Annotated in this window: 18 protein-coding genes; 8 read left to right on the forward strand and 10 right to left on the reverse strand. The window is 32.4% G+C overall.

Annotated elements, in window-relative coordinates; all coding sequences use genetic code 11:
- The first annotated feature begins 135 nt into the window (after positions 1-135).
- From GQS58_RS11420 to nagB, 4 genes are read left to right on the forward strand one after another with little or no spacing between them, the layout of a single operon-like run.
- Positions 136-1,050, forward strand: a complete 915-nt coding sequence (locus GQS58_RS11420; protein WP_166385969.1) for an NDP-sugar synthase — start codon at positions 136-138, stop codon at positions 1,048-1,050.
- Position 1,051: 1 nt separating this feature from the next.
- Entirely contained in the window at positions 1,052-2,116 is a 1,065-nt protein-coding gene (locus tag GQS58_RS11425; RefSeq protein ID WP_166385971.1) for a phosphotransferase enzyme family protein, read from the forward strand.
- A 41-nt stretch (positions 2,117-2,157) separates the two neighbouring features.
- Positions 2,158-3,489 (forward strand): sugar MFS transporter, encoded by a 1,332-nt coding sequence (locus GQS58_RS11430; protein WP_166385973.1) that lies wholly within the window; start codon positions 2,158-2,160, stop codon positions 3,487-3,489.
- Between the two features lie 35 nt (positions 3,490-3,524).
- Positions 3,525-5,453: a glucosamine-6-phosphate deaminase gene (gene nagB / locus GQS58_RS11435; RefSeq protein ID WP_166385975.1), complete on the forward strand. Its 1,929-nt coding sequence runs from the start codon at positions 3,525-3,527 to the stop codon at positions 5,451-5,453.
- Between the two features lie 218 nt (positions 5,454-5,671).
- Here nagB and GQS58_RS11440 read toward each other — a convergent pair whose 3' ends face one another.
- The 5 genes from GQS58_RS11440 to GQS58_RS11460 all read right to left on the reverse strand — a co-directional run bounded on the left by GQS58_RS11440 (position 5,672) and on the right by GQS58_RS11460 (position 14,960).
- On the reverse strand, positions 5,672-6,328 hold the full coding sequence (locus GQS58_RS11440) for an HAD family hydrolase (protein ID WP_166385977.1): 657 nt from the start codon (positions 6,326-6,328) through the stop codon (positions 5,672-5,674).
- A 659-nt stretch (positions 6,329-6,987) separates the two neighbouring features.
- Complete coding sequence (locus GQS58_RS11445; protein ID WP_166385979.1) at positions 6,988-8,265, reverse strand: alginate export family protein; 1,278 nt, start codon at positions 8,263-8,265, stop codon at positions 6,988-6,990.
- Positions 8,266-8,410: 145 nt separating this feature from the next.
- Positions 8,411-9,844 (reverse strand): rubredoxin, encoded by a 1,434-nt coding sequence (locus tag GQS58_RS11450; RefSeq protein ID WP_166385981.1) that lies wholly within the window; start codon positions 9,842-9,844, stop codon positions 8,411-8,413.
- On the reverse strand, positions 9,841-13,362 hold the full coding sequence (locus GQS58_RS11455) for a nitrate reductase (protein ID WP_166385983.1): 3,522 nt from the start codon (positions 13,360-13,362) through the stop codon (positions 9,841-9,843). Before GQS58_RS11455 ends, GQS58_RS11450 begins: the two co-directional genes overlap by 4 nt.
- A gap of 179 nt (positions 13,363-13,541) precedes the next feature.
- Complete coding sequence (locus tag GQS58_RS11460; protein WP_166385985.1) at positions 13,542-14,960, reverse strand: MFS transporter; 1,419 nt, start codon at positions 14,958-14,960, stop codon at positions 13,542-13,544.
- A 257-nt stretch (positions 14,961-15,217) separates the two neighbouring features.
- On the opposite strand from GQS58_RS11460, the gene GQS58_RS11465 reads away from it, so the two are divergent.
- Positions 15,218-15,397 carry a hypothetical protein gene (locus tag GQS58_RS11465; protein ID WP_166385987.1) on the forward strand — a complete coding sequence of 60 codons (180 nt, stop codon included), beginning with the start codon at positions 15,218-15,220 and terminating at the stop codon, positions 15,395-15,397.
- Between the two features lie 86 nt (positions 15,398-15,483).
- On the opposite strand, the gene GQS58_RS11470 is transcribed toward GQS58_RS11465, so the two are convergent.
- From GQS58_RS11470 to nirB, 5 genes are all read right to left on the reverse strand, one after another.
- On the reverse strand, positions 15,484-16,143 hold the full coding sequence (locus tag GQS58_RS11470) for a response regulator transcription factor (RefSeq protein WP_166385989.1): 660 nt from the start codon (positions 16,141-16,143) through the stop codon (positions 15,484-15,486).
- A gap of 409 nt (positions 16,144-16,552) precedes the next feature.
- Entirely contained in the window at positions 16,553-18,361 is a 1,809-nt protein-coding gene (locus tag GQS58_RS11475) for an ATP-binding protein (RefSeq protein WP_166385991.1), read from the reverse strand.
- 17 nt (positions 18,362-18,378) lie between these two features.
- Complete coding sequence (locus GQS58_RS11480; protein WP_166385993.1) at positions 18,379-18,963, reverse strand: DUF4202 domain-containing protein; 585 nt, start codon at positions 18,961-18,963, stop codon at positions 18,379-18,381.
- Between the two features lie 108 nt (positions 18,964-19,071).
- A complete protein-coding gene (gene nirD / locus GQS58_RS11485; RefSeq protein ID WP_166385995.1) occupies positions 19,072-19,449 on the reverse strand; it encodes a nitrite reductase small subunit NirD in 378 nt (125 codons plus the stop codon).
- Positions 19,450-19,647: 198 nt separating this feature from the next.
- The gene (nirB, locus tag GQS58_RS11490; RefSeq protein WP_166385997.1) at positions 19,648-22,161 is read right to left on the reverse strand and encodes a nitrite reductase large subunit NirB; all 2,514 of its coding nucleotides are present in this window, start codon (positions 22,159-22,161) and stop codon (positions 19,648-19,650) included.
- Between the two features lie 224 nt (positions 22,162-22,385).
- Here nirB and GQS58_RS11495 point away from each other — a divergent pair, with 224 nt between their 5' ends.
- The 3 genes from GQS58_RS11495 (at position 22,386) to GQS58_RS11505 (ending at position 25,169) form a co-directional block, all read left to right on the forward strand.
- Entirely contained in the window at positions 22,386-22,967 is a 582-nt protein-coding gene (locus GQS58_RS11495; protein WP_166385999.1) for a HupE/UreJ family protein, read from the forward strand.
- Between the two features lie 212 nt (positions 22,968-23,179).
- Positions 23,180-23,608 carry a deoxycytidylate deaminase gene (locus tag GQS58_RS11500; protein WP_165731347.1) on the forward strand — a complete coding sequence of 143 codons (429 nt, stop codon included), beginning with the start codon at positions 23,180-23,182 and terminating at the stop codon, positions 23,606-23,608.
- A complete protein-coding gene (locus tag GQS58_RS11505) occupies positions 23,598-25,169 on the forward strand; it encodes a S41 family peptidase (protein ID WP_166386001.1) in 1,572 nt (523 codons plus the stop codon). Before GQS58_RS11500 ends, GQS58_RS11505 begins: the two co-directional genes overlap by 11 nt.
- Positions 25,170-25,182 lie beyond the last annotated feature (13 nt).

Consider the following 25,182-nt stretch of genomic DNA (forward strand, 5'->3'; position numbering starts at 1 on the left):
CGTCTTAATAAATGTGTTCGAGCACATTTTATTACTATTCTCTTGGTAACACAAAATAATATATATATTTTTGTTTCAATCAGAAACCATTGAAACTTAACAAAAACATTAATACTGACTAAATATCAACTAATTATGAATGAAAACAAGAAACCTACACTAGTTATTTTAGCAGCAGGAATGGGAAGTCGTTACGGCGGCTTAAAACAAATGGACAGTTTTACTAAAGAAGGAGATACTATTATAGATTTTTCTCTTTATGATGCCGTTCACGCTGGTTTTGGTAAAGTGGTATTTATTATTCGTAAAACTTTTGAGAAAGAATTTAAAGCTATTTATAATTCAAAATTAGCAGGTAAGATAACTATAGAATATGTCTTTCAAGAATTAGAAAACGTACCTAAAAAGTACAGAAATCCAGAAAGAGTAAAACCTTGGGGAACAGGGCATGCTTTATTAATGACAAAAGATGTGGTAAAAGAAAATTTTGCCATTATAAACGCAGATGATTTTTATAGCAGACAAGCTTTTGTTGCCATTGCAGAAAAGCTAAGAAATACAGATAAAAATAGTTATAATTTTAGCATGGTAGCTTATTCTTTAAAAAATACAATTTCAGAAAACGGTTATGTTTCTAGAGGAGAATGCACTGTTGATAAAGACGGTTTTTTAACTGATGTTACAGAAAGAGTTAGAATTGAAAAAATAGACGGAATCCTAAAAAGTGAAGATAATAACGGAGAAATGGTTCCTATTGATGAAAACACCACTGTTTCTATGAATTTTTGGGGTTTTACTCCTAAATGTTTTGAGTTTGGAGACACCTTATTTTTAGACTTTTTAGAAAAAAATAAAGAAAACTTAAAAGCAGAGTTTTATTTACCAACCATTGTAAATACCATGTTGGCGTCTAAAAAAGCATCTGTAAAAGTAATAGAATCAGACTCTAAATGGTTTGGAGTTACCTATAGTGACGATAAAGAAAAAGCACAATTAGAGATTAATAAACTAAAAGAAAACGGAGTGTATCCAACTAAATTATGGAACTAATATGAAAGCAGAAACGATTATCTCTATTTTTAACGAATTCGATCATCAATTTAATTATAAAAGTCATTCAGAATTAAATTCTGGGCATATAAATGATACTTTTTTAATAAAAACAGATGGAGATACGAATTACATACTCCAAAGAATCAATGAGGTTGTTTTTAAAGATGTACCAGGTTTGGTAAACAACAAAGTGTTAACAAGTAATCATATTAGAAGCAAATATTCAAACGCATCAAACGAAGCATTAAATAAGACTGTTTTAAGTTTTATAAAAGAAAAGAATCGTAATTCTTATTACCACAAAGAAGGTGTAAATTTCTGGAATGTGATGATTTTTATTGATGATAGCGTGACCCACGAAATTGTAAAAGATGGAGAAATTGCGTACGAAGGCGGAAAACTTTTAGGAGACTTTTTAAACTTAACATCAGATTTTGATAGCAGCCAATTAATAGAGGTGATTCCTAATTTTCATAACATGGCTTTTCGTTTTAAGCAGTATGCTTCTTCTATACAAAGTGCTTCTAAAAGCCGCTTAACCAAAGCTGCAGATTACATACAAATAGTGGCAGATTTAAAGGAAGAAATGCACATTCTTCAAAACTTAAAAGATGCAGGTGAAATTCCTATAAGAGTTACACATAACGATACAAAAATATCTAATTCGTTATTTACAAAAAACAATAAAGGAGTTTGTATGATAGATACAGACACCGTAATGCCCGGTATTATTCATTATGATTTTGGCGATGCTATTAGAACAATTTGTAACACAGCCGCAGAAGATGAAACAGATTTATCTAAAGTAGAATTCAATTTAGACTATTACAAAGCATACGAAAAAGGATTTTTAGAAAAAACCCAAGACTCATTAACAGAAACAGAATTAAAATATTTGCCATTAGCAGCAAAAACAATGATTTTTATAATGGCACTGCGTTTTTTAACAGACTACTTAAATAATGATGTTTATTACAAAATCAGTTACCAAGAGCATAATTTAGACAGAGCAAAAAATCAATTTAAATTGATAAAAAGTTTTTCTAAAAAAATAAGTCTATAAATAATTATACCAACTAAATCACCTATTAAAATCTCTTATATATGTCTAATCAACAAACTTTATCAAAAACAAATTATACAATTCCAATTGCAATAATAGCAGGGTTATTTTCTATTTTCGGTTTTGTAACTTGGATTAACGGTGCCTTAATTCCGTTTATGAAAACTTTAAATGAGTTAACAGAGGCGCAATCCTACATGGTAGCTTCTGCATCCTATATATCATTTGTTGTAATGGCACTACCATCATCTTATATCATAGGAAAAGTAGGGTATAAAAAAGGGATGTCTTTGGGTTTATCAATCATGGCTATTGGAGCATTAGTATTTATTCCAGCAGCTGAATCTCAAACATATTGGTTGTTTTTAACAGCAATCTTTATTCAAGGAACCGGAATGACTTTATGTCAAACAGCTGCTAATCCATACATTACAATTATAGGACCTATTGAAAGTGGTGCAAAACGTATGGCGCTAATGGGTATTGCAAACAAAAGTGCAGGTGCTTTAGGCTCTTTAGTTTTTGGAGCTCTTTTATTATCTGGAATTGATGAAGTTAAAGAAAAAATAGGAACCGTTTCTGCTTTAGAAAAAGAACAATTATTAGCAACCATGGCAGATAGTGTGATTACACCTTATATAGTAATGGCAGTTGTACTATTCATTTTTGCTATTTTAATAAGAAAAGCTCCCTTACCAGAAGTTGAAGCAACAGAGGAAGAAGTTGAAGATGACGTTAAAAATGAGGAAACTACAAAAACAAGTATCTTTCAATTCCCACATCTTTGGTTAGGAGTACTTACATTGTTTGTATATGTTGGTGCAGAAGTAATAGCCGGAGATTCTATTATAGCTTATGGTTTATCTCTAGGAATACCAGCTGCAGATGCTAAATTCTTTACATTGTTTACGTTATCTGCAATGGTAGTAACGTATGCACTAGGAGTATTCCTTATTCCAAAATACCTAAAACAAGATACAGCCCTAAAAATAAGTGCCATTCTTGGTATTATTTTTAGTTTTTGTATACTATCAACTACAGGTTTTACCTCTGTTCTATTTGTTGCATCCTTAGGTATTGCAAACGCCTTAGTTTGGCCTGCAATATGGCCTCTAACATTAAATGGGCTAGGTAAATTCACTAAAACTGCATCTGCTTTATTAATTATGGCAATTGCAGGAGGAGCTGTTATTTTACCATTATACGGAAAATTAGTAGATGCAGGAAAACATCAATTAATGACAAGCGGATTAGAAGAAGCAGAAGCAATAGCAACAGCTTCTACCAGTAGTTATTGGATTCTAATTCCTTGTTATGCCATTGTACTATTTTTTGCAATATGGGGACATAAAATTAAAAACTGGAGCAAATAAATAAAGTAACTTTTCAAAGAAACAAATAACAAATTATGTTAAAAAGCACTATAGACAAAGCAACAGGTTTCGAAAAAAGATTCGAAAATATTGGAACTATCGTATATGAAGATTCTACATCAGCAGCAAAATCAATTGCACAAGAAATTGCGAGCCTTATTAAGGTAAAGCAGTCTCAAAAACAACCTTGTATTTTAGGTTTAGCAACAGGTTCTTCACCAAAAGGACTATATGCAGAATTGGTAAGATTACATAAAGAAGAAGGTTTAAGTTTTAAAAACGTAGTGTCTTTTAATTTAGATGAATACTACCCAATGGAACCAGATTCTATAAACAGTTATGTGCGTTTTATGCAAGAACAACTGTTTAATCACATAGATATTTTACCAGAAAACTGTCATGTACCAGACGGAACGTTATCAAAAGCAGCTATTAGAGATTATTGTGATCAATATGAAGCAAAAATTGAAGCTTTAGGTGGTATCGATTTGCAAATTTTAGGAATTGGAGGAAATGGTCATATTGGGTTTAACGAATCTGGATCTCTTCAAAATTCTAAAACAAGATTGGTTGCTTTAGACCATATTACAAGAGTTGCAGCTAGTGGAGATTTTTCTGGTTTAGAAAACACACCAAGAACAGCAATTACTTTAGGTGTTAAAAAAATAATGGAAGCTAAAAGAGTCATTTTAATGGCTTGGGGAGAAAGCAAATCTAATATTATAAAAGCCTCTGTAGAAGATGAGGTTACAAGTTTAGTACCTGCTTCTTATTTGCAAGAACATAGAAATGCAACTTTTATTTTAGACCAAGCAGCAGCTTCTAAATTAACAAGAATCAATACGCCTTGGTTGGTAGAAAAAATAGTTTGGACAGACACGCTTACTAGAAAAGCCGTTTTAAGTTTAGCGCTTTATTTGAAGAAACCAATTTTAATGTTAACAGATGCCGATTACATAGAAAATGGAATGAGCGATTTGTTGGCAGATTCGGGTCCTGCGTATGACATCAACATAAAAATATTTAACAAATTACAAAATACTATTACCGGTTGGCCAGGTGGAAAACCAAATGCAGACGATAGTAAACGACCAGAAAGAGCTGAACCCGCTAAAAAACGTGTCTTAATTTTTAGTCCGCATCCAGATGATGACGTTATTAGTATGGGCGGTACTTTTAAACGATTACATGAGCAAGGCCATGAAGTACATATTGGATACCAAACCTCTGGCAATATTGCAGTTGCAGATGATGAAGCATTGCGTTTTGCAAGTTTTGTGTGTGATTATAATGATAAATTTGGAATTGATAATTCTGAAGCAAATGCAATCTACAAGAAAGCAGCAGACTTTTTAAAGAACAAAAAAGCGAGCGAAATAGATACTGCAGAGGTTAGATACATTAAAGGATTAATTAGAAAAGGAGAAGCAAGAGCAGCCAGTCATTTTATAGGGTTACCAGATACTCAAATCCACTTTATGGAATTGCCTTTCTATGAAACCGGAGCGATAAAAAAGAACCCAATTGGAGTTGGAGATGTAGAGATAACCAAAGAATTAATCGAAAAAATTAAGCCGCATCAAATTTATGCAGCTGGAGATTTAGCAGATCCACACGGAACTCATAAAGTGTGTCTAGATGCAATTTTTGCAGCTGTTAGAGCCCTAAAACCTAAAAAGTTTATGAAAGACTGTTGGGTTTGGTTGTACAGAGGTGCATGGCAAGAATGGGGCATTGATGAAATAGAAATGGCCGTACCAATGGGACCAGACCAAGTTCTAGAGAAAAGAAAAGGAATTTTTAAGCATCAATCTCAGAAAGATGGTGTTGTTTTTCAAGGTGCAGACAGTAGAGAATTTTGGCAACGTGCAGAAGACCGAAATAGAGAAACCGCAGAATTATATGACCAATTAGGCTTGTCTCATTACGCAGCTATGGAAGCATTTGTAAGATGGCATTATTAAAAAGTAGATTACTTTAATATCAAAGTATAAAAGAAACAAAAAAAAACCTCAACTGTAAAAGTTGAGGTTTTTTAATTAAATAGCTAAAAATGATACTAACTTAATCAGTTAAAACTTTTGATGAAATTCTATCTATTTAAATGAATTTTATTATAAAAATCAATATAAATGATCTTATTGTGACGAGTCCTTTAAAAAAAGAAACGTTTTTTTTGTTACTAATCTAGTTCTATAATTTTCAACAAATCTAAAGGATGTTCTAAAATATGTGTCGCTCCAGCTTCTATCAATCCTTTTTTATCCCTAAAACCCCAAGACACGCCAACAGGAAGCATATTTGCATTTTTAGCTACCAAAATATCTACGTCTGTATCACCAACAAAAATGGTTTCCTCTGGTTTTACTTGTATCTCCTCGCAGATTTCTAAAGCTACTTTCGGGTTTGGTTTTTTATCAACCTCAACCTTCAATCCTAAAACAGGACTTAAATAATCTGGCAACAAAAAGGCCGATATTTTTTTAGTTAACGTATCTTCTTTATTAGAAAGTACACTTACTTTAATATTTTTTGTTTTTAACGCTTCTAATAACTCTAATATACCTTCATAAGGTTTTGTTTTATTTGTGCAAACCTCACTGTACACCTGCATCATATCTATAAGACATTCTTCTACTTCTTCCGTTTTAGGTTTTGCATCTGGTAACGCTTTAATCACTAAACTTTTAACACCACTGCCCACAAAAGTTTTATATGTTTCATAATTATAGGTAGGATATTCGCGTTTTTTAAGCACAATATTCATCGCATCTGCAATATCTTTAATTGAGTTTACGAGCGTTCCATCTAAATCGAATATAACAGCTTTATACTTCATTTTTTTTTGATAAAATTACTAATAATATCATGATTCTAGGACGAAAACGCACTAGACTTTTCTATATTTTTCAAATAATATATCATCATTAGTATATATTAAAAAGACGTAAGACCGCTAATCTAAATGACAAAAAAAAAGACATACTAAACAAGCAGAATTGTCCATAAAAAAAATAGTCTTATTCTTTTGTTTTAACCTCAAAACATAAAAAATTCGTGAATTAGTGGCTTTTTTTATGCTAAATGCATTCCACCCAACTCAAATATGCACACAACAAAACCACCACCGTTTGTCACTTCGAGTTTAGGAGAAGTCTCATAACAGTGATACCACAGCAATATTTACAAACTTTATGTGATTCCTCAATCGCTTGAAAAAAGCTCATTTCGGAATGACAAACTGTGAGTATAAACACCCAACGTCACTTCGAGTCTACGAAAAGCCTCATAACAGTGATGCTACAACAATTTATAACCTTTATGTGATTTCTCCCTACGGTCGAAAAGACAAACTGTGTGTTAAAACCATTTTTAGTAGACTACTATTGACTTTACACAAAAGAAAAATCCCTCTAAAAGAGGGATTTAAAATATTAGAAATCATAATTCTTAACACTAAAAAGGAACTATAATACTAATAATTTACTTTGCTATTTTTTATTTTCCACTTAAAAACTTAGGCTTAATTACTAACATTGCCCAAGCCCAATTCTGATTATTAGCTGCAGTTGCTTCTGTAACTCCTTTTAACTCATACATACCGTCGCTTGCAAACATTTGCGAATATCCAAGTACTAAAGAATAGCCTTTAAATTTCTTTTTGTAAACTAAATCTACTTCTGTTCCTAAAGATTTTTCTCCACTTGCTAAGGCTTGCTCTCCTCTAAAATTAAGGGCTTTTACCATTAAACTAGAAGAATCATCTATAGTAAAGTTTGCACTTACATGATAATCTACCAAACCAATTGAGTTTGCGTGGTTACCCACATAAAAATAATCCATAAAACCATTAAATTTATGGTTTGTTCCATATAATGGAAAGAACGCTCCGGTTTCCCCTGCAGCTCCATCATTACCACTAATTGCCTCAATACCTAGACCTAAACCTACTTTTGGCGCTACTTTATATGTTGCATCTAAACCTACTAAATAAGCACCTTTTACATCAACGGCACCTTGACGTTTCCCTGTCTGTAAAAAAGCATTTGCAGACAAACCAAAACTTCCGTCTTTATACTCTAAATGCGTTCCTAAAGTTTGTAAATTACTAACTCCATCTGCTTCATTTGTAGTAGCATCAAATTCTTGAAAACCGTTATTTAACAACAATAAACTACCAGATAATTTATTCCATTTTTGCTTCATATATAACATTTGCATTGTTTTATATGAGAAATAACCTGTTGTATTATACGCAGTTCCTGCGGATTGAAAACCTGTTGGATTTGAATAATCTTGGTTAAATGCTAGTGCAAAGTCTAACATAAAATTGTTCTTTTTATACTTAATTAAAGCAGCATCATGATTTCTACCTTGTTGTGCCCAATCTAAGCCTCCTAAAATTCTTTGATCATCATAAGATAACACTTGACGACCAACTCTTGTAGATGTATTCTCTCCTAATTTAATTTCTGCCCAAGCCTGAAAAATGGCAAATGAGTTATTTTGATCATTAGGTAAAATCTGTCTGTTTTCTCCCCAAACCATTACGTCTTGTAAACTAACATATACCCAATAATTATCGGTCATGTAGCTAGTATTTAACCGTACTCTTGTAGAAATTCCAAACCCTGCATCTGCTGCATCCGGAATTAAACTTCCAAATCCGTTTCTATATTCTGTACGTGGTCTAAATTCTCCGTCTAAAGTAAGTTGTGCGTTTACAAATTGGAAACTCACTAACAATAACGCTAAAACTATGTATTGTTTTTTCATTTTTAATTCTATTTTAAGTTCTAATTTAATTTTTATTTGAGCATGTAATATAAAAAGACAAAAACATCTTTTTTATGATAAAACTCATATTATCCTGTTGAAAAATATCTTTATTTTAAACTTTTGTATGTTGTATAAATTGATATTATTTAACGAGTACTATTTTCTGAAAACTGGTTTTTGATGCTTCACAAAGAGAGCATTCATAACTTTCTGGTAGGTCTTTAAAATAAGTTTTAGGTGCAATATCTTGTGTAATATCTCCAAAAGCTTCATCATAAATTGTTAAACAATCTTTACATTGATATACTTCTAATTCGGTTGTTTCCTTTTTTGCTTCAGCCTCTTTCTCTACTTCTTTTTCACTACCTAATTGATCAAAATACAACTGACTTAACTCCATCAACAAACCTGGTAATTCTACTTTATCCACGTCTTGTACGTGCATAATATATTGTCTTGTATTTGGATCGAAATTTTTAGCATATAACAGGTTATACGTATCTCTTGTCTGAAAATTACCAATCATTTCTGGTTGCTTATTTTTTTCAACTACGATGGATGTAAAATAATAAGCGGCTTTGCTATAATCTGTAATTCCGAAGGTTAAACCATAGGTACTAATATCATTCTGATCGAAGTTAGAAACCAAGTATTTCTTTAAATTTAAGGCATCTTTATTGGCTACCGGAATGTGCCAATTTAACTCTAACATAGAATGGCGAACATTGATTCCTCGCTTGCCTAAAAACTTCTCCCAAACCAGTTTAGATTCTTTCGGAATCCCTTTCACTACAAAAGATTTCCAAGGTGTAATAGAAATTTTACCAATTTTATTTTCAGAGCACAATTCGCACATTTCTTTTAAGAAAGAAATATCATATTTATTGTTTCTCCAATACAAGCCCAACCAATATTTATCCATACCAATTTTGTTCATTCCTTCAAAATAAGGAAAAGGATAAAAAGGCACTTCTAAAGGTTTATCAACTGTTCTATTATTGGTGTCAATGGCATCACTTACCAAATCAAAAATCATTTCTATGGTTTCTGGTTCTTCCTGAAGGATGTTTTCTATGGCTGTTTCAATCTTATCTAAATCCCAACTATAAATTAAAGCTGGGTACATTTGCGTTTTTTTCCAATCTGGAAGCCTCACATACAAATACCAATAATCTTCGTGTTCTGAAGCTATAAAGTTTATATTCCCTGTAAACAAAGGAACTAAACGTTGTTTTGGATCGGTTAAATTGATTTTCAACTTCGATTTTGAGCGAAATTGTTCTAATAAATACAAATACCGATCACCTGTTAACCAAGAAGTACTCGGAAAAATATCTGCACAAACATAAGACGAAACAATGTTTTCTGTACCCGTATCATCTGCTTCTACCAATTCTAATTTATCAAATTGAGCAAGCTCTTCTTGATTTATTTTTTTTGGTAATAAAATATCTTGTCTAGAACCAAAAGAAATTGTTTTCTGACCTAAACTTTCTACAGATTCGCATATATATTTTAGTTCTCCTGGAGATAAAACGCCACCTCTAACTATTAATCTATTTAATTGCTTGCTCATACCGTTACTTTTGCATTATTCAAAATATCTCTTACTTCCGTTTTACAACTTCCACACCCTAAACCGGCACCCGTTTTATTACATAATGCTGTAAAATCTGTACAACCACCAGCAATTGCTTCTTCTATATTACCCGATCCTACTTGGCTACAAGAACAAACTAATTCTCCCAACATTGGAGTATCGTTAGAGGCTCCTCTCAATAAAGTATCTCGTTTGTCAGACATTTCAATCTTACTTTCTATTAAGGTTTTAAACTCTGCAAATTCGTTTTTATCACCTACTAAAACTGCTCCAATTAATAAATCGTCTTTTACAATACACTTCTTATAATATCCTTTAGAAATATCTGTGAAAATAATTTCCTCGTAACTCGGATCGTTTTCTGGCACTTTAATTTCACCAATGCTACACAAGTTTAAATCGCTGAATTTTAAAATATTCATCAACACAGAACCTTTGTAAGCTTCACTGATATCTCCAGCAATAAAGTTGGCTAAAATACCTGCTTGCTCTTCTGCTGCAGAAGTAATTCCGAATAACTTGTTTTCAAACTCTGCAATCTCTCCAATGGCAAAAATATCTGGATGAGAAGATTGTAAATGCTGATTCACTTTTACACCTCGTCCGCAAAGAACACCGTTATTTTTAGCAATTTCTATATTTGGTCTGGTACCAATCGCATACACAATTGCGTTTGCCGTAATATATTTTCCAGATTTTAGGTTGATGGTTAATTCGCCTGTATCTTCATCATCAAAAACAGTACTTACCTCATTATCAAAATAAATTTGAATACCTCTTTCTTGTACATTTAGAGATAATAATTTACTAGAAATTTTATCTAACTGACGTTCCATTAATCGAGATGCACGTTGAATAATTGTAATCTTTACATTCTTATGCTTCATCGCGGCAGCCAACTCTAAACCTAACAAACCTCCACCAACAATTACAACATGTTGCTCTTCTGGAGGCAAACCTGTATTGTTTAGGTAATTTTTAAAGCTGTCTGCATCACTTTTATTACGCATGGTAAAACGACCAGGTAATTCTATTTGTACATCCTTCGGGATAAAAGGTCTACTTCCGGTTGCTAAAATTAATTTATCAAACGAATGCGTTTCTCCGTTAGAATCTGTAACAACTTTTGCTTCTTTATCAATTTTATTGATAATTGTTTCTGGGTGAATTTTTATATTTAAGTTCTTTAATTCAGCATTTTTTATTTTCAATAATTGCTCCCAAGAAAGTTCTTCTGTAATATATTCTGGTAATAAAACACGGTTGTAAAACAGGTTCTTTTCCATAGAAAAAACATGAATTTCATCAACCTCATTATAATCTCTATAATTTTGTAAAAAACGAAAAGCTGCGGCCCCTGCACCAGCAATAATAATTTTGTCCTTCGGTTTTTTATATTTTGAAACAGAAACAGATGTAAACTTAAAATCGGGTTCTTTAGAAACCGGATCTACATGTGTGTTTGTTAAATTATTTGCTCTATTTAAATTACTTTTTAACACTTTACCCCAATGCATTGGCAAGAAAACAACACCTTCTTTAATATCGTCTGTAATTTTTGCACGCACTCTTACAACTCCATTTGCACTTTTTATTTCGGTAATATCACCCTCTTTAATTTTGTTTAAAAAAGCATCTACCGGATTAATTTCTAAAACTGGTTTTGGATAATGTGTTTTTAATCTTGCTACCTTCCCCGTCTTCGTCATCGTGTGCCATTGATCTCTAATACGACCCGTGGTTAAAATTAAAGGAAATTCATCGTTTGTTTTTACGGATGTATTTTCTATGGTAGATGGTGTATTAAAAATTGCTTTCTGAGATGGTGTATAAAACTTTTTATCTTCAAAAAGACGCGGTGTTCCTTTACTTCTATATTCATTTACGGGCCACTGAAAAGTACCTTCGTTTTTTAAACGATCATAATTTAAGAAAGAAACATCAATATTTGTTCCTTTGGTCATAGACGCGTATTCGTCGTAAATTTCTTCTGCTCCGTTAAAATCGAAACCTCTAAAGCCCATTCTTTGTGCAAAATCACAGAAAATTTCTACATCTGGTCTTGCTTCTCCTGGCGCTTCAATTTCTTTTGGTAAATAAGAAATTCTACGTTCAGAATTTGTCATAGTTCCCTCTTTCTCTAACCAAGCAGCAGCTGGTAAAACCAAATCTGCAAAAGCTAAAGTATCTGCTTTGTGAGAAATCTCTTGCACCACCACAAATTTAGATTTTGCCATGGCTTTTTCTATCTGATGAGAGTTTGGCATACTCACCAACGGATTTGTACTCGCAATCCAAACAGCTTTTACTTTTCCGCTTTCTAAAGCATCAAATAATTCTGTTGCTGTTAAGCCTGGTTTTGCAGATATTTTATCTACTCCCCAAAACTGAGCAACTTCTCTTCTGTGTTCTTCGTTTCCTAAATCTTTATGAACTGCTAATAAGTTTGCCATTCCTCCAACTTCTCGTCCACCCATTGCGTTTGGTTGCCCTGTTAACGAAAATGGACCCGAACCTGGTTTACCAACTTGTCCCGTTATTAAAGATAAGTTTATAAGTGAGGTGTTTTTGTCTGTACCAATTACACTTTGGTTTAAACCCATTGCCCACATGCTGATAAATCCTTTTGCAAGACCAATCATTTCTGCGGCTTTCTGAATATCTTTTGCCGGAACTCCACAAATTTTGGAAGCTTGCTTTAAAGATGTTCCAAAAATCACTTCTTTATAACCATCAAAACCTTGCGTATGTTTTTTGATAAAATCTTCGTCAATTAAACCACTTTTATACAAACACCTACCAATGGCATTGTGCAAAACAACATCGGTTCCTGGTGTTAATTGCAAATGTAAATCTGCAAATTTTGCTGAATCTGTTTTACGTGGATCAATTACTATAACTTTTACCTTCGGATTTTCTTCTTTGTGTTTTTCTATTCGTCTAAATAAAATTGGATGACACCAAGCAGGATTTGCACCTGTTATTAAAAAACAATCTGCTAATTCTATATCATCGTACGAAATTGGCACACTATCTTCTCCGAATGTTTTCTTGTAACCAACCACCGCAGAACTCATACATAAACGTGAGTTGGTATCTATATTATTGGTTCCTAAAAACCCTTTTGTTAGCTTATTTGCTATGTAATATTCTTCGGTTAAACTTTGTCCGGAAACGTAAAAAGCTACTGAATCTGGACCATGTTTTTTTATGATGGATTTAAAAACACTGGCTGCTCTATCTAAAGCTGTATCCCAAGAAACACGCTCACGCGGATGCGAACGAGACCATCGCATTTCTGGGTACAAAATTCTGTCTGAAGTATCATTGGCAACGTAATGCAGATTCATCCCCTTAGAACATAACATTCCTTTATTAACAGGATGGTCTTTATCACCTTCAACAAAAATCTTGTTGTTAATGTCTTTTTTTACGATAATTCCACAACCTACTCCACAGTAAGAACACGTTGTTTTAATTTCATTTTTAATCATTTAGACCAATATTTTATACTAAATACGACATTAAAATTTTACCAACCAAAGTTTGATTTTATTATTCTGAATACACTAAAAAAGTGGTATCGAATTTTTAAATCAATAAAAAAACACAAGATTAACAATGAATTTTGTTATTTTTTTATTGATTAGATTGGACGCTTAAGAACTCTCTTTTAAGCTTTTATTTTTATAGGTATTAACTCTTCTACACCTCTTGGAGCTTGCTCTTCTTCTTCTTCTGTTGAGAATTTAATAGTTAATGCCACAATACCTGTAACTACAACGACAAAACCAATTAGTAAATATCCGCTAGACACCGCGCTTGAAGATGCCGCAGACTGTGCTGCCTTAACAACCTCTGCACTTAAACCTTCACTAGATAAAATTGCTGATTTTTCTGCCAATGCAGATTTAGATTTTAACAACATTGCTGCTAAAAAAGCACCTACATTACCTCCTGCTCCAACAATTCCAGAAACAGAACCAATTGCTTTCTTATTGATAAATGGCACTACAGAAAACGTTGCTCCTTCTGCCATTTGAACACTTAAACTAAATAAAATTAATAATACAACTCCTAAAACTAAACTGGTTGCTCCAGAGAAAAATATCAACATTACTCCTTGTAATGTTAAAATGAAAGATAAGAATAAAACACGACCTCTTAATCCTTTTAATTTACCGAATTTATCACCAAAGAAACCACCTAAAGTTCTTGCAAAAATATTCATCAATGCAAATGATAAAACAATGTTACCAGCAGTTACTCTTTGTAATTGAAACGTATTTTGAAGATAATCATCCATAGTTCCATAAACGGTTAATTCAATTCCGAAACTTGCTGCATAGACTACAAAAAGAATCCAAACCCTATAATCTTTTAATACTTCTAAAAAACCAACTTGGTCTTTTTTAGTAACCACCATTTCTCCAGCTTCTTTTAACTCGCTAAAATTTCCTTTTGGCGTATCTGTTGTAAAGAAGTAATATACAATTCCCATTGCAAAACAAACAATACCAGCAATTACCATAGAATATCTCCAAGCCTCACCATCTGCAACACCAAAAGCAACAACTGCTGCTGCAATTAAAGGCATTCCTAATCTATTGGCTCCACCACCTAAATTTCCCCAACCTGCAGAAGTTGCATTTGCAGTACCTACAATATTAGGCGCAAACATTAAAGAAGTGTGTACTTGTGTTATTACAAAGGATGCTCCAATAAAACCAATAAATAGTCTACAAACTAAAAATTGAGTGGGTGTTTGTACCAATCCACATAAAATTACAGGAATTGCACCTAACATTAACAACCAAGTATAACATATTCTTGGTCCGTACTTGTCACATAATTTACCAATTAGTAAACGGGCAAAAACAGTACCAGAAACGGCTAAAATAATTGAGTTCCATTTTTGATCTGGTGTTAAACCTAAATCTTTTACAACATCTGGCATAAATGGTACAATACCAAACCATGCAAAAAAGCATAAAAAGAATGATATTGAGGTAATCCAGAATGTACGAGTTGCTACATTCTTAAAATCGAATAGACTTAATTTTGTTGACTTTTCTTGAGCTAGATTTATCATAATACATATTTTTAGATACACAAAACTAAGTATAAATACTTAATTAACTATCTAAAAAATACGTATTATTTAAAATTTACTAGATTAATAATTACGTAGTATCGAATTTATGAATTTGATAAAATTGGGGTTTAAAAATAATTGGTATGAAAAAGGTGTATTATATAAAATGATGCTATTCAATTAAAAATCAAGAGATAAATTGTAACAAATAGTTCAATTATACTACTAATCAATTGAAAATAAACAGAACAAAAATGAAAAATAATAAAGGAATAAACCTATTTGTACTTGGAATGGCACTTTCAACAATCGGAATGACATTTTTAGCTGATTATAGAAATTTACAATATAGCGCTATGATTCTTGGCTTACTAATTATGATATACAGTGTATTTGTAATTGATAAATTAAAAAAAAATCAAACGAAAAAGTAAGTATTAGTTGTTACACAGAGATGCGCTAAGAAACTCAGAGATGCACAGAGATTCTTTTCTTTGCGAGCTGAGCTTTGCGGTTTATTCTATATTAACTGATATTCTTTCGCTTTATTGGTTAATTCTTGTAGGTTTTTAGCTTCTAGTTTCTTCATTAAGTTAAAACGATGTACTTCTGCAGTACGTTTACTAATTGCTAGTTCATCAGCAATATCTTTATTATTCTTTAACTCTAAAACTAAAGTCAGTATTTGTCTTTCTCTCTTTGTCAATTTAAAAGGAAGTTCTTTTATAACTGTTTTAGGTTCTTCTTTTCTGGCTGTATTTCCGTTTACAAAGTTGTTCATGATAATGGTAGAAACATCACCGGTAAAATACTTATCTCCAGCAGCTACATTATTGACCGCTTTTAAAAATTCTTCTTTACTTGCTCCTTTTAATAAATAACCATCTGCTCCTGCTTGAATCGATTTTACTACGTATTCTTCAGAATCGTGCATAGAAAGTACAAGAGTTTTTACATCAATCTTGTTTTTAGTAATTTCTGCAACTACTTCAATTCCGTTCATTTCCGGCATACGAATATCTACAATAAGAACGTGCGGTTTGTTTTTAGCAATAACTTCTAGCGCTTCTTTTCCGTTAGAAGCTTCATCAATCACAGTAATTCCTGTTTGATCTTCTAAAAGTGCTTTTATTCCGTCTCGTACCAAAACATGGTCGTCTGCTAAAACTACATTTATCATAATTGTAACTATTTTATACGTACAAAAATAAGGTTTTTAAGTAAAACTACGTATTTTATAGGGTGGAGTTTCTCTCGCTAAGGCGCAAAGACGCAAAGTGATGTGGTTATTGTGTTTCATCTAAATTGTTTGCTCCTCGTTTTGTCTTTTCGACGGTAGGAGAAATCACATAAGATTGCTATGTTTGGGGTTATCACTGTTATGGAGTTTCTCTCGCTAAGGCGCTAAGACGCAAAGTGGTGTGGATATTGTCGTTAAAGAATTATCAATAGTTCATTTCTCGTTTTGTCTTTTCGACCACATAAGGTTGCTATGTTTGGGGTTATCACTGTTGTGGGGTTTCTCTCGCTAAGGCGCAAAGTGGTGTGGGTATTGTGTTTCTTCCCTTTTGGAAGATTAAGATGGACTATTAAATAGGAATATTCAATGTAACTCTAGTTCCTTCACCTAATTCAGAATTTAGGAACAAACGACCATTAATATATTTAATACGCTCTTTCATAAAAGTCATGCCCATACCACCATCTCCATTTTTAACTTTCTTTACTTTAGAGGGTTCAAAACCTTGTCCGTCATCATCAATATTTATACTTAAAATATTTTGGCTGTGAGAAAGAGACACTAAAATATGTGAAGAATCCGCGTATTTAATAGCATTATTAATTGCTTCTTGTACAATTCTGTAAATATTAATTTCTACTAAAGAATCTAGCCGTTCGTTAAAACCTGTTTTATTAAAAAAGATGATTTCCTTTCCCGTTAATCTACCTAACTCATGGGTTAACTTGGTAATTGCAGGCACAATTCCGTGATCTGATAATTCTGGCGGCGTTAAGTTAAACGTAGCGGTTCTAACGCCTTTTATAATATTGGTAGTTAATTCTTTTAGGTGTTCAATTTTTAAAGTCGTTTTCTCAATATCATTCATATTGATGCTTTCTAGATTGTACTTTAATCCAGTTAGCATTTGCCCAATTCCGTCATGCACGTCTTTAGCAATTCTGTTTTGTTCTTTTTCTTGATTTTCAATAATCTTACTTGAAATTATCTTTTGCTGACTAATTTTCTCTTCAAAACTTTCTTCTGTAAGTCTTTCTATTTCTATTTGAGCTACTTTTCTATCTGTAATTTCTGATGCAATAATTAACAATTCAGATCTTTCTTCTGTAGGTCTATAAGGCACTATCGACATTTCTAACCAAATTGCTATATCGCCTTTTATGGTTGCTTTTACTTCACCTTGCCAACCCGTTTTTTTATGACTATTAATTAAGTCTTCAATTAGTAATTGCTCGTTTTCATTGCTCGATAAAACAGTCCAAAACAATACTTCTTTTTTAAATTTTGATAACTTAAACAAACGAGAAAACTTATTTCCCATATGAATTAAATTTCCACTTGGAGAGACTCTTGCAAACAACAAAGTTTCATCCATAGCATGACTTAAAGCGCGTAATTCTTTTATTGATTTTTCTTTAGAAAGACTTAACTCATCTGCATCAAAAGCCATTTTTTTAGCCTTCTTTTCTGCAAATAATAAATCTGATAATGTTGCTTTTACCGATTTTGCTGCCGGCCAAAAAATAAATACTAATTCTCCTAAAAGAATCAATAATGTTAAACCCATTAAAGAAAGTTCTAATTTTCTTAACCAAACTACTTTTTCATCGGCTTCTAAATCGTACTGATTTACAATTTCATCCATTATCAACAAAAAAGAACCTTCATTATTAGTTACTTTTTTAATATCCGAAGTTAATTCTTCTACAGAAATAGTAGCATTATCTAACTTTTCTATAATTGCCTTTGATGCTTTTTGAATAGTCTCAAAAACAGGGTTAATTGCTATAAACTTGCTTTTAATTTTATCACTATTCTGCTTAGGAAGCCCTAAACTGTCATTTCCTTTTTGAAGTGACGTATGAGATAATTCCCACAAATAAAGTGTGGCTGTTATTTTATTTTTAAGGAGAATTCTATTTTTTTCATCCGAAGAAACCAAAAGAGAAACTATTTCTTTGGTTAATTTCTGACTCAGCATTCTTTGTCTACCAGCAACATTAATTACGGTAGAATCACTTTTTTGAGTTTCTAAATGATTGCGAACTAAAACCTGACTAATAATTACAGAAAGTGCAATAGTACTTAATGCCACAATATATAAACGGCTTAATTTATTAAACGTTCTTTGGTCTAATGAATTGCCGTTTTTAGTCATAATAAATTACATTTTGTTTATGAAATAGCTTGTTTTACCAAGGCCAAACTTTTTTCTGAAAATGGAATTTTTAAGGCAGCTGCATGTCCATTGTCAGACATTTTTACCCATGTTTTCTTTAAAATATCGATAATTTTTTCATCGGTATGTTTTGCTGCAAATTCATCAAAATAATAATCTAGAAAAACCAGACAAATAACGTCTTCTAAAGTTTGAGATTCTTCGTTTTTCTTTATGAGTTTTTTTAAGATAATTTTTTCTACTCTGTCTACAAATTGTTCATCAAAACCAACTTGTTCTAGAATTTCTCCGGTAGTACTTGCATGCATCTTTTTTAATTCTTCACGCCATTTTAAATATCCAACTCTATCCATTGGATATTCTTTTCTACCAATTTTCCAACGACAAATATGATGCCCTCTTACAGAAATTTGAAGTGCTTTTGATGCATTAGAGTCAAACTGAAGCAACTTTCTCGTCATCCTTTGCGAGTACAATAACTCTTTAGGATACTCTAATCCAGAAACTTGATAGGTGTTTGGGTCTTCTGCATTTTTTTTATCTATTAATGCAATGGCAGTTTCAAATATTGTTGGCTTCATCTTTTGTATTTATTTAAAAACGTGCTACCAATTTTCTTGGTAGTATCCGTTAAAATTGTCATTCCTGTGAAAACAGGAATCTAAATAGAAAAAACCATTTTCATTTTTCTATTCTGAGAAGCCAATATACACATTTTCTGCTTCAATCTTAATAGGATACACAGCAATAGGTGCTAAATCTGCATTTAAATTTTCACCCGTTTCTAATGAAAACGTTTTTTTATGCAACGGACACGCAATTTTAGGAATCCCTTTATGATCGCCTAACATACCTCTAGACAATACGTTTTCTTGCTTTTCTGGTGATAAATTCTGACAAGCGTACCATTTACCTAATCTCGAAAAATTGAAAACTGCAATTTGTAAATCTTTATATTTTACACAGGCGCCACCATCTTTGGGAAATGCACTAACCGATGCTGCTTTAAACCAAACTTTTACATCTGCTTCTTTTACTGTTTTGTATTTTAAAAGTAATGTGTCCATAATTATATTTGTTATTTCTGTTCAACTAAGTGGTCTTATTGAAAATAATTGAGATTTAAAATGTTATTTTAAAACGTTCTGTCAATTTGATTTTAAGAGAAGTCGCATTACGGTGAACACATAATGTTGAGCAACTTTATGTGATTTCTCCTTACGTCGAAATGACAAAACTGTACGTTATCATTTATAGCTGAAAAATTAATTTTTCCAAAGTTCTGGCATTTTCTGATCACGTAAAGGCACAAATACCAAGTTATCATCTCTATCTTCTGAATTTACAAAATGCTGAAAACGTTTTTCTGTTTCTTCGTTTTCAATTGCTTGTTTCCACTCACATTCGTAAGCATCTACTAAGAATTGCATTTCTTTTTCTAGATCTTCAACAATATTTAAACTGTCTTCTACAACCACTTTTTTCAATTGCTCTATTCCGCCTTCTAATTTATCTAACCAAGCAGCAGTTCTCATTAACGGAGCAGCCGTTTGTATGTAATAAATTAAGTATCTGTCTAAATATTTTATAACTGTTTCGTTGTCTATTTTTTCTGCTAATAACTGTGCGTGTCTTGGTGTTGCTCCACCATTTCCACCAACATAAAGATTCCAACCACCTTCTACAGCTATAATTCCAAAATCTTTACCTCTCGCTTCTGCACATTCACGAATACAACCAGAAACGCCACCTTTAATTTTATGAGGAGAACGCAATCCTTTATATCTGTTTTCTAGTTCGATGGCAAACGTGATACTTTCATCTAAACCGTAACGACACCATGTAGAACCTACACAACTTTTTACCGTTCTTAAAGATTTTCCGTATGCATGTCCGCTTTCAAAACCAGCAGCAATTAACTCTTTCCAAATGGCCGGTAAATCGTTTAATTCTGCACCAAAGAAATCGATACGCGCTCCACCAGTAATTTTGGTATATAAATTATATTTAGCACCAATTGTACCTAAAACAATTAAACCTTCTGGTGTAATTTCTCCACCCGCAATTCTTGGCACTACAGAATACGTTCCGTTACGCTGTATGTTTGCTAAAAATTTATCGTTAGTATCTTGGGTAACGTCTTCTTTATTTGGCGTGTCATTATATAAACTTGCAAAAATTGAAGAAACCAAAGGCTTACACGTTTCACAACCATGTCCGGTTCCACAAGCATCTAAGACCTCATTAAAAGAAGTCAGTTTTTTGGCTTTTATAATTCCGTATAACTCTTGTCGGCTATATTCAAAATGTTCACAGATTACATTTTTAACCGTTTTTCCTAACGATTTTAAAGTTTCGTTTACCAAATCGGTAACCATTGGTTTACAACCACCACAACTTGTACTTGCTTTTGTAGATGAAATAACTCCGGCTAAATCCTCACAAGAACCATCTTTTATGGCGCCACAAATCTGACCTTTCGTTACATTTTCACAAGAACAAATTTGCGCTGTGTCTGGCAAATCTAATGCGCTACCAAAAGCTCCGCCTTCTGTTGCTGGTAATATTAATTGTGCTGCATCTTCTGGAATTGCCATTCCGTTTAAAAATACTTGATGTAACATATTATAGTCGGATGCATCACCTACTAAGATTCCTCCTAATAAAGATTTACCATCTAAACTAACATTAATTCTTTTATATAAATGTTGTGTTTTGTTTTCGAAAATAACAGAATGTCCTTTTGATGCTGGCATAAAAGGTTCTCCAAAACTTGCTACATCTACACCAATTAATTTTAATTTGGTAGACATATCTATTTCTGCAGGCATTAACTCTTCTGTATTTCCAATAATTTGATTCACCGCAACACCCGCCATATCGTAACCAGGAGCAACTAAACCATAAATCATTTGATTGTACAAAGCAACCTCACCAATTGCAAAAATATTTTCGTCGGAAGTTTGCATTTTGTTGTTGACTACAATTCCGCCACGAACACCCATTTCTAAACCAGAAGTTTTACCAAGCTCGTCTCTTGGTCTAATTCCGGCAGAAACCACTAACATTTCTACATCTAAAACATCGTCTTCGCCAAACTCCATTCCTGTGATAGATGTATCACCTAAAATCTGATTGGTTGCTTTACTTAAATGTATATTTAATCCTATAGATTCTAATTTTAATTGCAAAACTTTACTACTTCTCGCATCTAATTGTCTTGGCATTAATTTAGGCGCAAACTCTACAATATGAGGTTCTAAACCCATATCCATAACTGCTTTACCAGCTTCTAAACCTAACAATCCTCCACCTAAAACAGCAGCTCTTGCATTTGGGTTTTTCTCTTTCAATTTTGCAGCATACGCCAACATTCCTTCTAAATCTTCGATGGTTCTGTATACAAAAACACCTTCTTTTTCTACGCCTTTAATTGGCGGAACAAAAGCAGAAGAACCTGTAGCTAAAACTAAGTAATCGTAATTAAGCACTCTGTTTTTTGCAGTAATAATTGTTTTGGTTTCTCTTTGTATGTCAGAAACTCTTTCATCTACCACTAAATCTATTCCGTTTTCTTTGTACCATTCTGCAGGTGCCATTTCTAAAGCTTTTGCATCTTGGTTTTCGAAAAACTCACTTAAATGAACTCGGTCATAAGCAGGTCTTGGCTCTTCACCAAAAACAATAACTTTAAAATTTTTACTTTCTGGAGTTGCTGCAAATTTTTCACAAAATTTATAACCAACCATTCCGTTTCCGACAACTATAACTGTTTTCATAATTACGTATTTGAATCACAAAACTAAGTATTATTACGTATTTATACGTATTTTTAGTTGTAATATTTACGTATTAATCAAATTATTATTGATTTAAAGAAATGAATACTTATAAATTTAATATTATTTAAAATTTAGCAATTAGAATTGTTAATAGTGTATTTAAGCTTTAATACGATTACAGTTTTTAATATCTTTGACAATCACCTAACGATTTTTATTAAATGGACGATTTTTTACTGTATTTTAAAATGGGTTTAAACCATGTGTTAGACTTAGCTGCGTACGATCATATTTTATTTTTAATTGTTTTGGCTGTAGTTTTTAGCTTTCACCAATGGAAAAAAGTTTTATGGTTGGTTACTTTATTTACTATCGGACATTCTATTACATTGGCTTTATCTGCTTACGGAATTCTAAAAGTAAAAATGGATCTTATTGAGTTTGCGATTCCGGTAACTATTTTTATAACCGGACTGGTAAATGTGCTTACAGCTAAAAAGGCATCTTCTGGTAAACAAAGCATCAACTTATTGTTTGCTGTTCTTTTTGGTTTTATTCATGGATTGGGTTTTTCTAATTACTTTAAAATGATGGTTGGCAAAGAAGAAAGTAAATTGTTACCACTTTTAGAATTTGCTTTAGGTATAGAAGCGGCTCAGATTATTATTGTTTTAGGTATTTTAATTATTGGTGCATTACTTCAGAATTTTATTAGAGTTACCAGAAGAGATTGGATTTTAGTTTGCTCATCTATTGTTATTGGTTTTGCCATACAAATGATGTTGGATAGAGTGTTTTGGTAAAGCTATAATTTTGAAGCATTAAACTACTGTTTACAAACTAGATGCGTTAGGGATTGCAGTGAAAATCCTTTTTATGAAGGATGAATAAAAAGATTGTAGCGGAAAGCCCGACCTGTAAGGGAACGCCCAAAAAGTTATTCTTGACAGCTGAAAATAAATTTTGTCTAATTATTAACGTCATATTTATTTAAATCTTTTTACTTTCGTTCTGTATGACTGAAAAGAAACAATTAAAATACGATAGGGCTTATTTAAAAATGGCTCGCGAATGGGGGAAACTCTCTCATTGCAAACGTAAACAAGTAGGTGCGTTAATTGTAAAAGGCAGAATGATTATTTCTGATGGCTTTAACGGAACACCAACTGGTTTTGATAATTCTTGCGAAGATTGTAATGGAGTTACAAAGTGGGAAGTTTTACACGCAGAGGCAAACGCGATCTTAAAAGTGGCGTCTTCTACCCAATCTGCAGAGGGTGCAACCTTATATATTACCTTATCTCCGTGTACTCAGTGCAGCAAATTAATTCACCAAGCAGGAATAAAACGTGTTGTGTATGCAGAATCATACAAGGATACTTCTGGTATCAATTTTCTAGAAAAAGCAGGCGTAGAAATTATGCATTTACCTTATGAAGAATAGAAACAACCTCCCTATATATTTATCTTTAGCAGTTATTATTGGTTTACTAATTGGATTTTCGCTTAACGGAAGTGGTAGCAATATGTTGTCTTTAAATAAAAATTCGTCTCAAGAACTAAAAATAAGAAAACTTATTAATTTTATTGAAAAAGACTACGTAGATACTGTAAATACAGAAAGTCTTTTAGACGGAGCTATTACGCAAATGTTGGGTAAACTAGATCCGCATTCTGTGTATATTCCTAAAGAAAAACTGCAAGCTGTTACAGAAAATATGCAAGGTAATTTTGTGGGAATTGGCGTTCAGTTTAGAATGATTGAAGATTCAATTACCGTTATTCAACCTATAAAAGGTGGCCCAAGTATAAAAGCAGGAATTAAGGCAGGAGACCGAATTTTAATGGCAAATGCAGATACTTTGTATGGTAAAAAAATGTACACAGATAAAGTACCTGGTTATTTAAAAGGGAAACCAGACACTAAAGTTGCTCTAAAAATTTATAGAAAAAGTATCGATTCTACCTTTACCGTTTCTGTGACTCGTGGAAATGTAAATATTAAAAGTGTTGATTTAGCGTATATGATTAACGATTCTGTTGGTTATATTAAACTAGATCGTTTTGCAAGAAATACCTACAGTGAATTTAAACCTGCGTTAAACACCTTAATTAATGAGGGAATGACCGATTTAATTCTTGATATTAGAGGCAATGGTGGCGGTTTTATAGACATTGCAAATAGTATTATTGATGAATTTTTAGAAGATGATAAACTAATTGTTTTTACTAAAAACAATAAAAACGAAATTGATGAATCTTTTGCAACCGCTAAAGGTGATTTTGAAAAAGGTGGTTTGTATGTTTTAATTGATGAAAACTCTGCTTCTGCATCAGAAATTTTAGCTGGTGCTTTACAAGATAATGACAAAGGAACCATTATTGGTCGTCGTTCTTTTGGAAAAGGTTTGGTACAAATAGAAATGGATTTAGGCGATGGTTCTGCAGTGCGTTTAACAACGGCTCGTTATTATACGCCAACGGGGAGATCTATTCAAAAACCTTATGACCACGAAGGAAACAAGAACTATTATACCGATTACCAAAAGAGAATTTCTAGTGGAGAGCTGTTAAGTAAAGACAGTATAAAGGTAGTAGATTCTTTAAAATATACAACCCCAAAAGGAAAGGTTGTTTATGGTGGCGGAGGTATTATTCCGGATGTTTTTGTGCCAATAGACACCACTTCTTATATGAATGGTTTCTACTTTAACACTATTAATGATTTTGCTTTTGATTATGTTGATAACAATAGAAAAAAGCTACAAAAATGGACAATAGCTAATTATATTACAGATTTTGATACTGATGAAACTGTTTTTAACAGCTACTTATCTGAGATTAAAGATAGACCTAAACCTTCTTTTAATACTAGTCAAAATTTAAAAAAATATTTAAAAGCAGCTATTGCAAATACGCTTTTTGGTGATGTTGGTTTTTACAGAATTATGCATCAGGATGATAAAATGATTCAGAAGGTTTTAGAATTGGAAAGTGAGAAATAGTTAGTGGTTTTAG

This window comes from Polaribacter sp. 11A2H, assembly GCF_011379025.1.
In the GTDB taxonomy this organism is placed as follows: Bacteria; Bacteroidota; Bacteroidia; order Flavobacteriales; family Flavobacteriaceae; genus Polaribacter.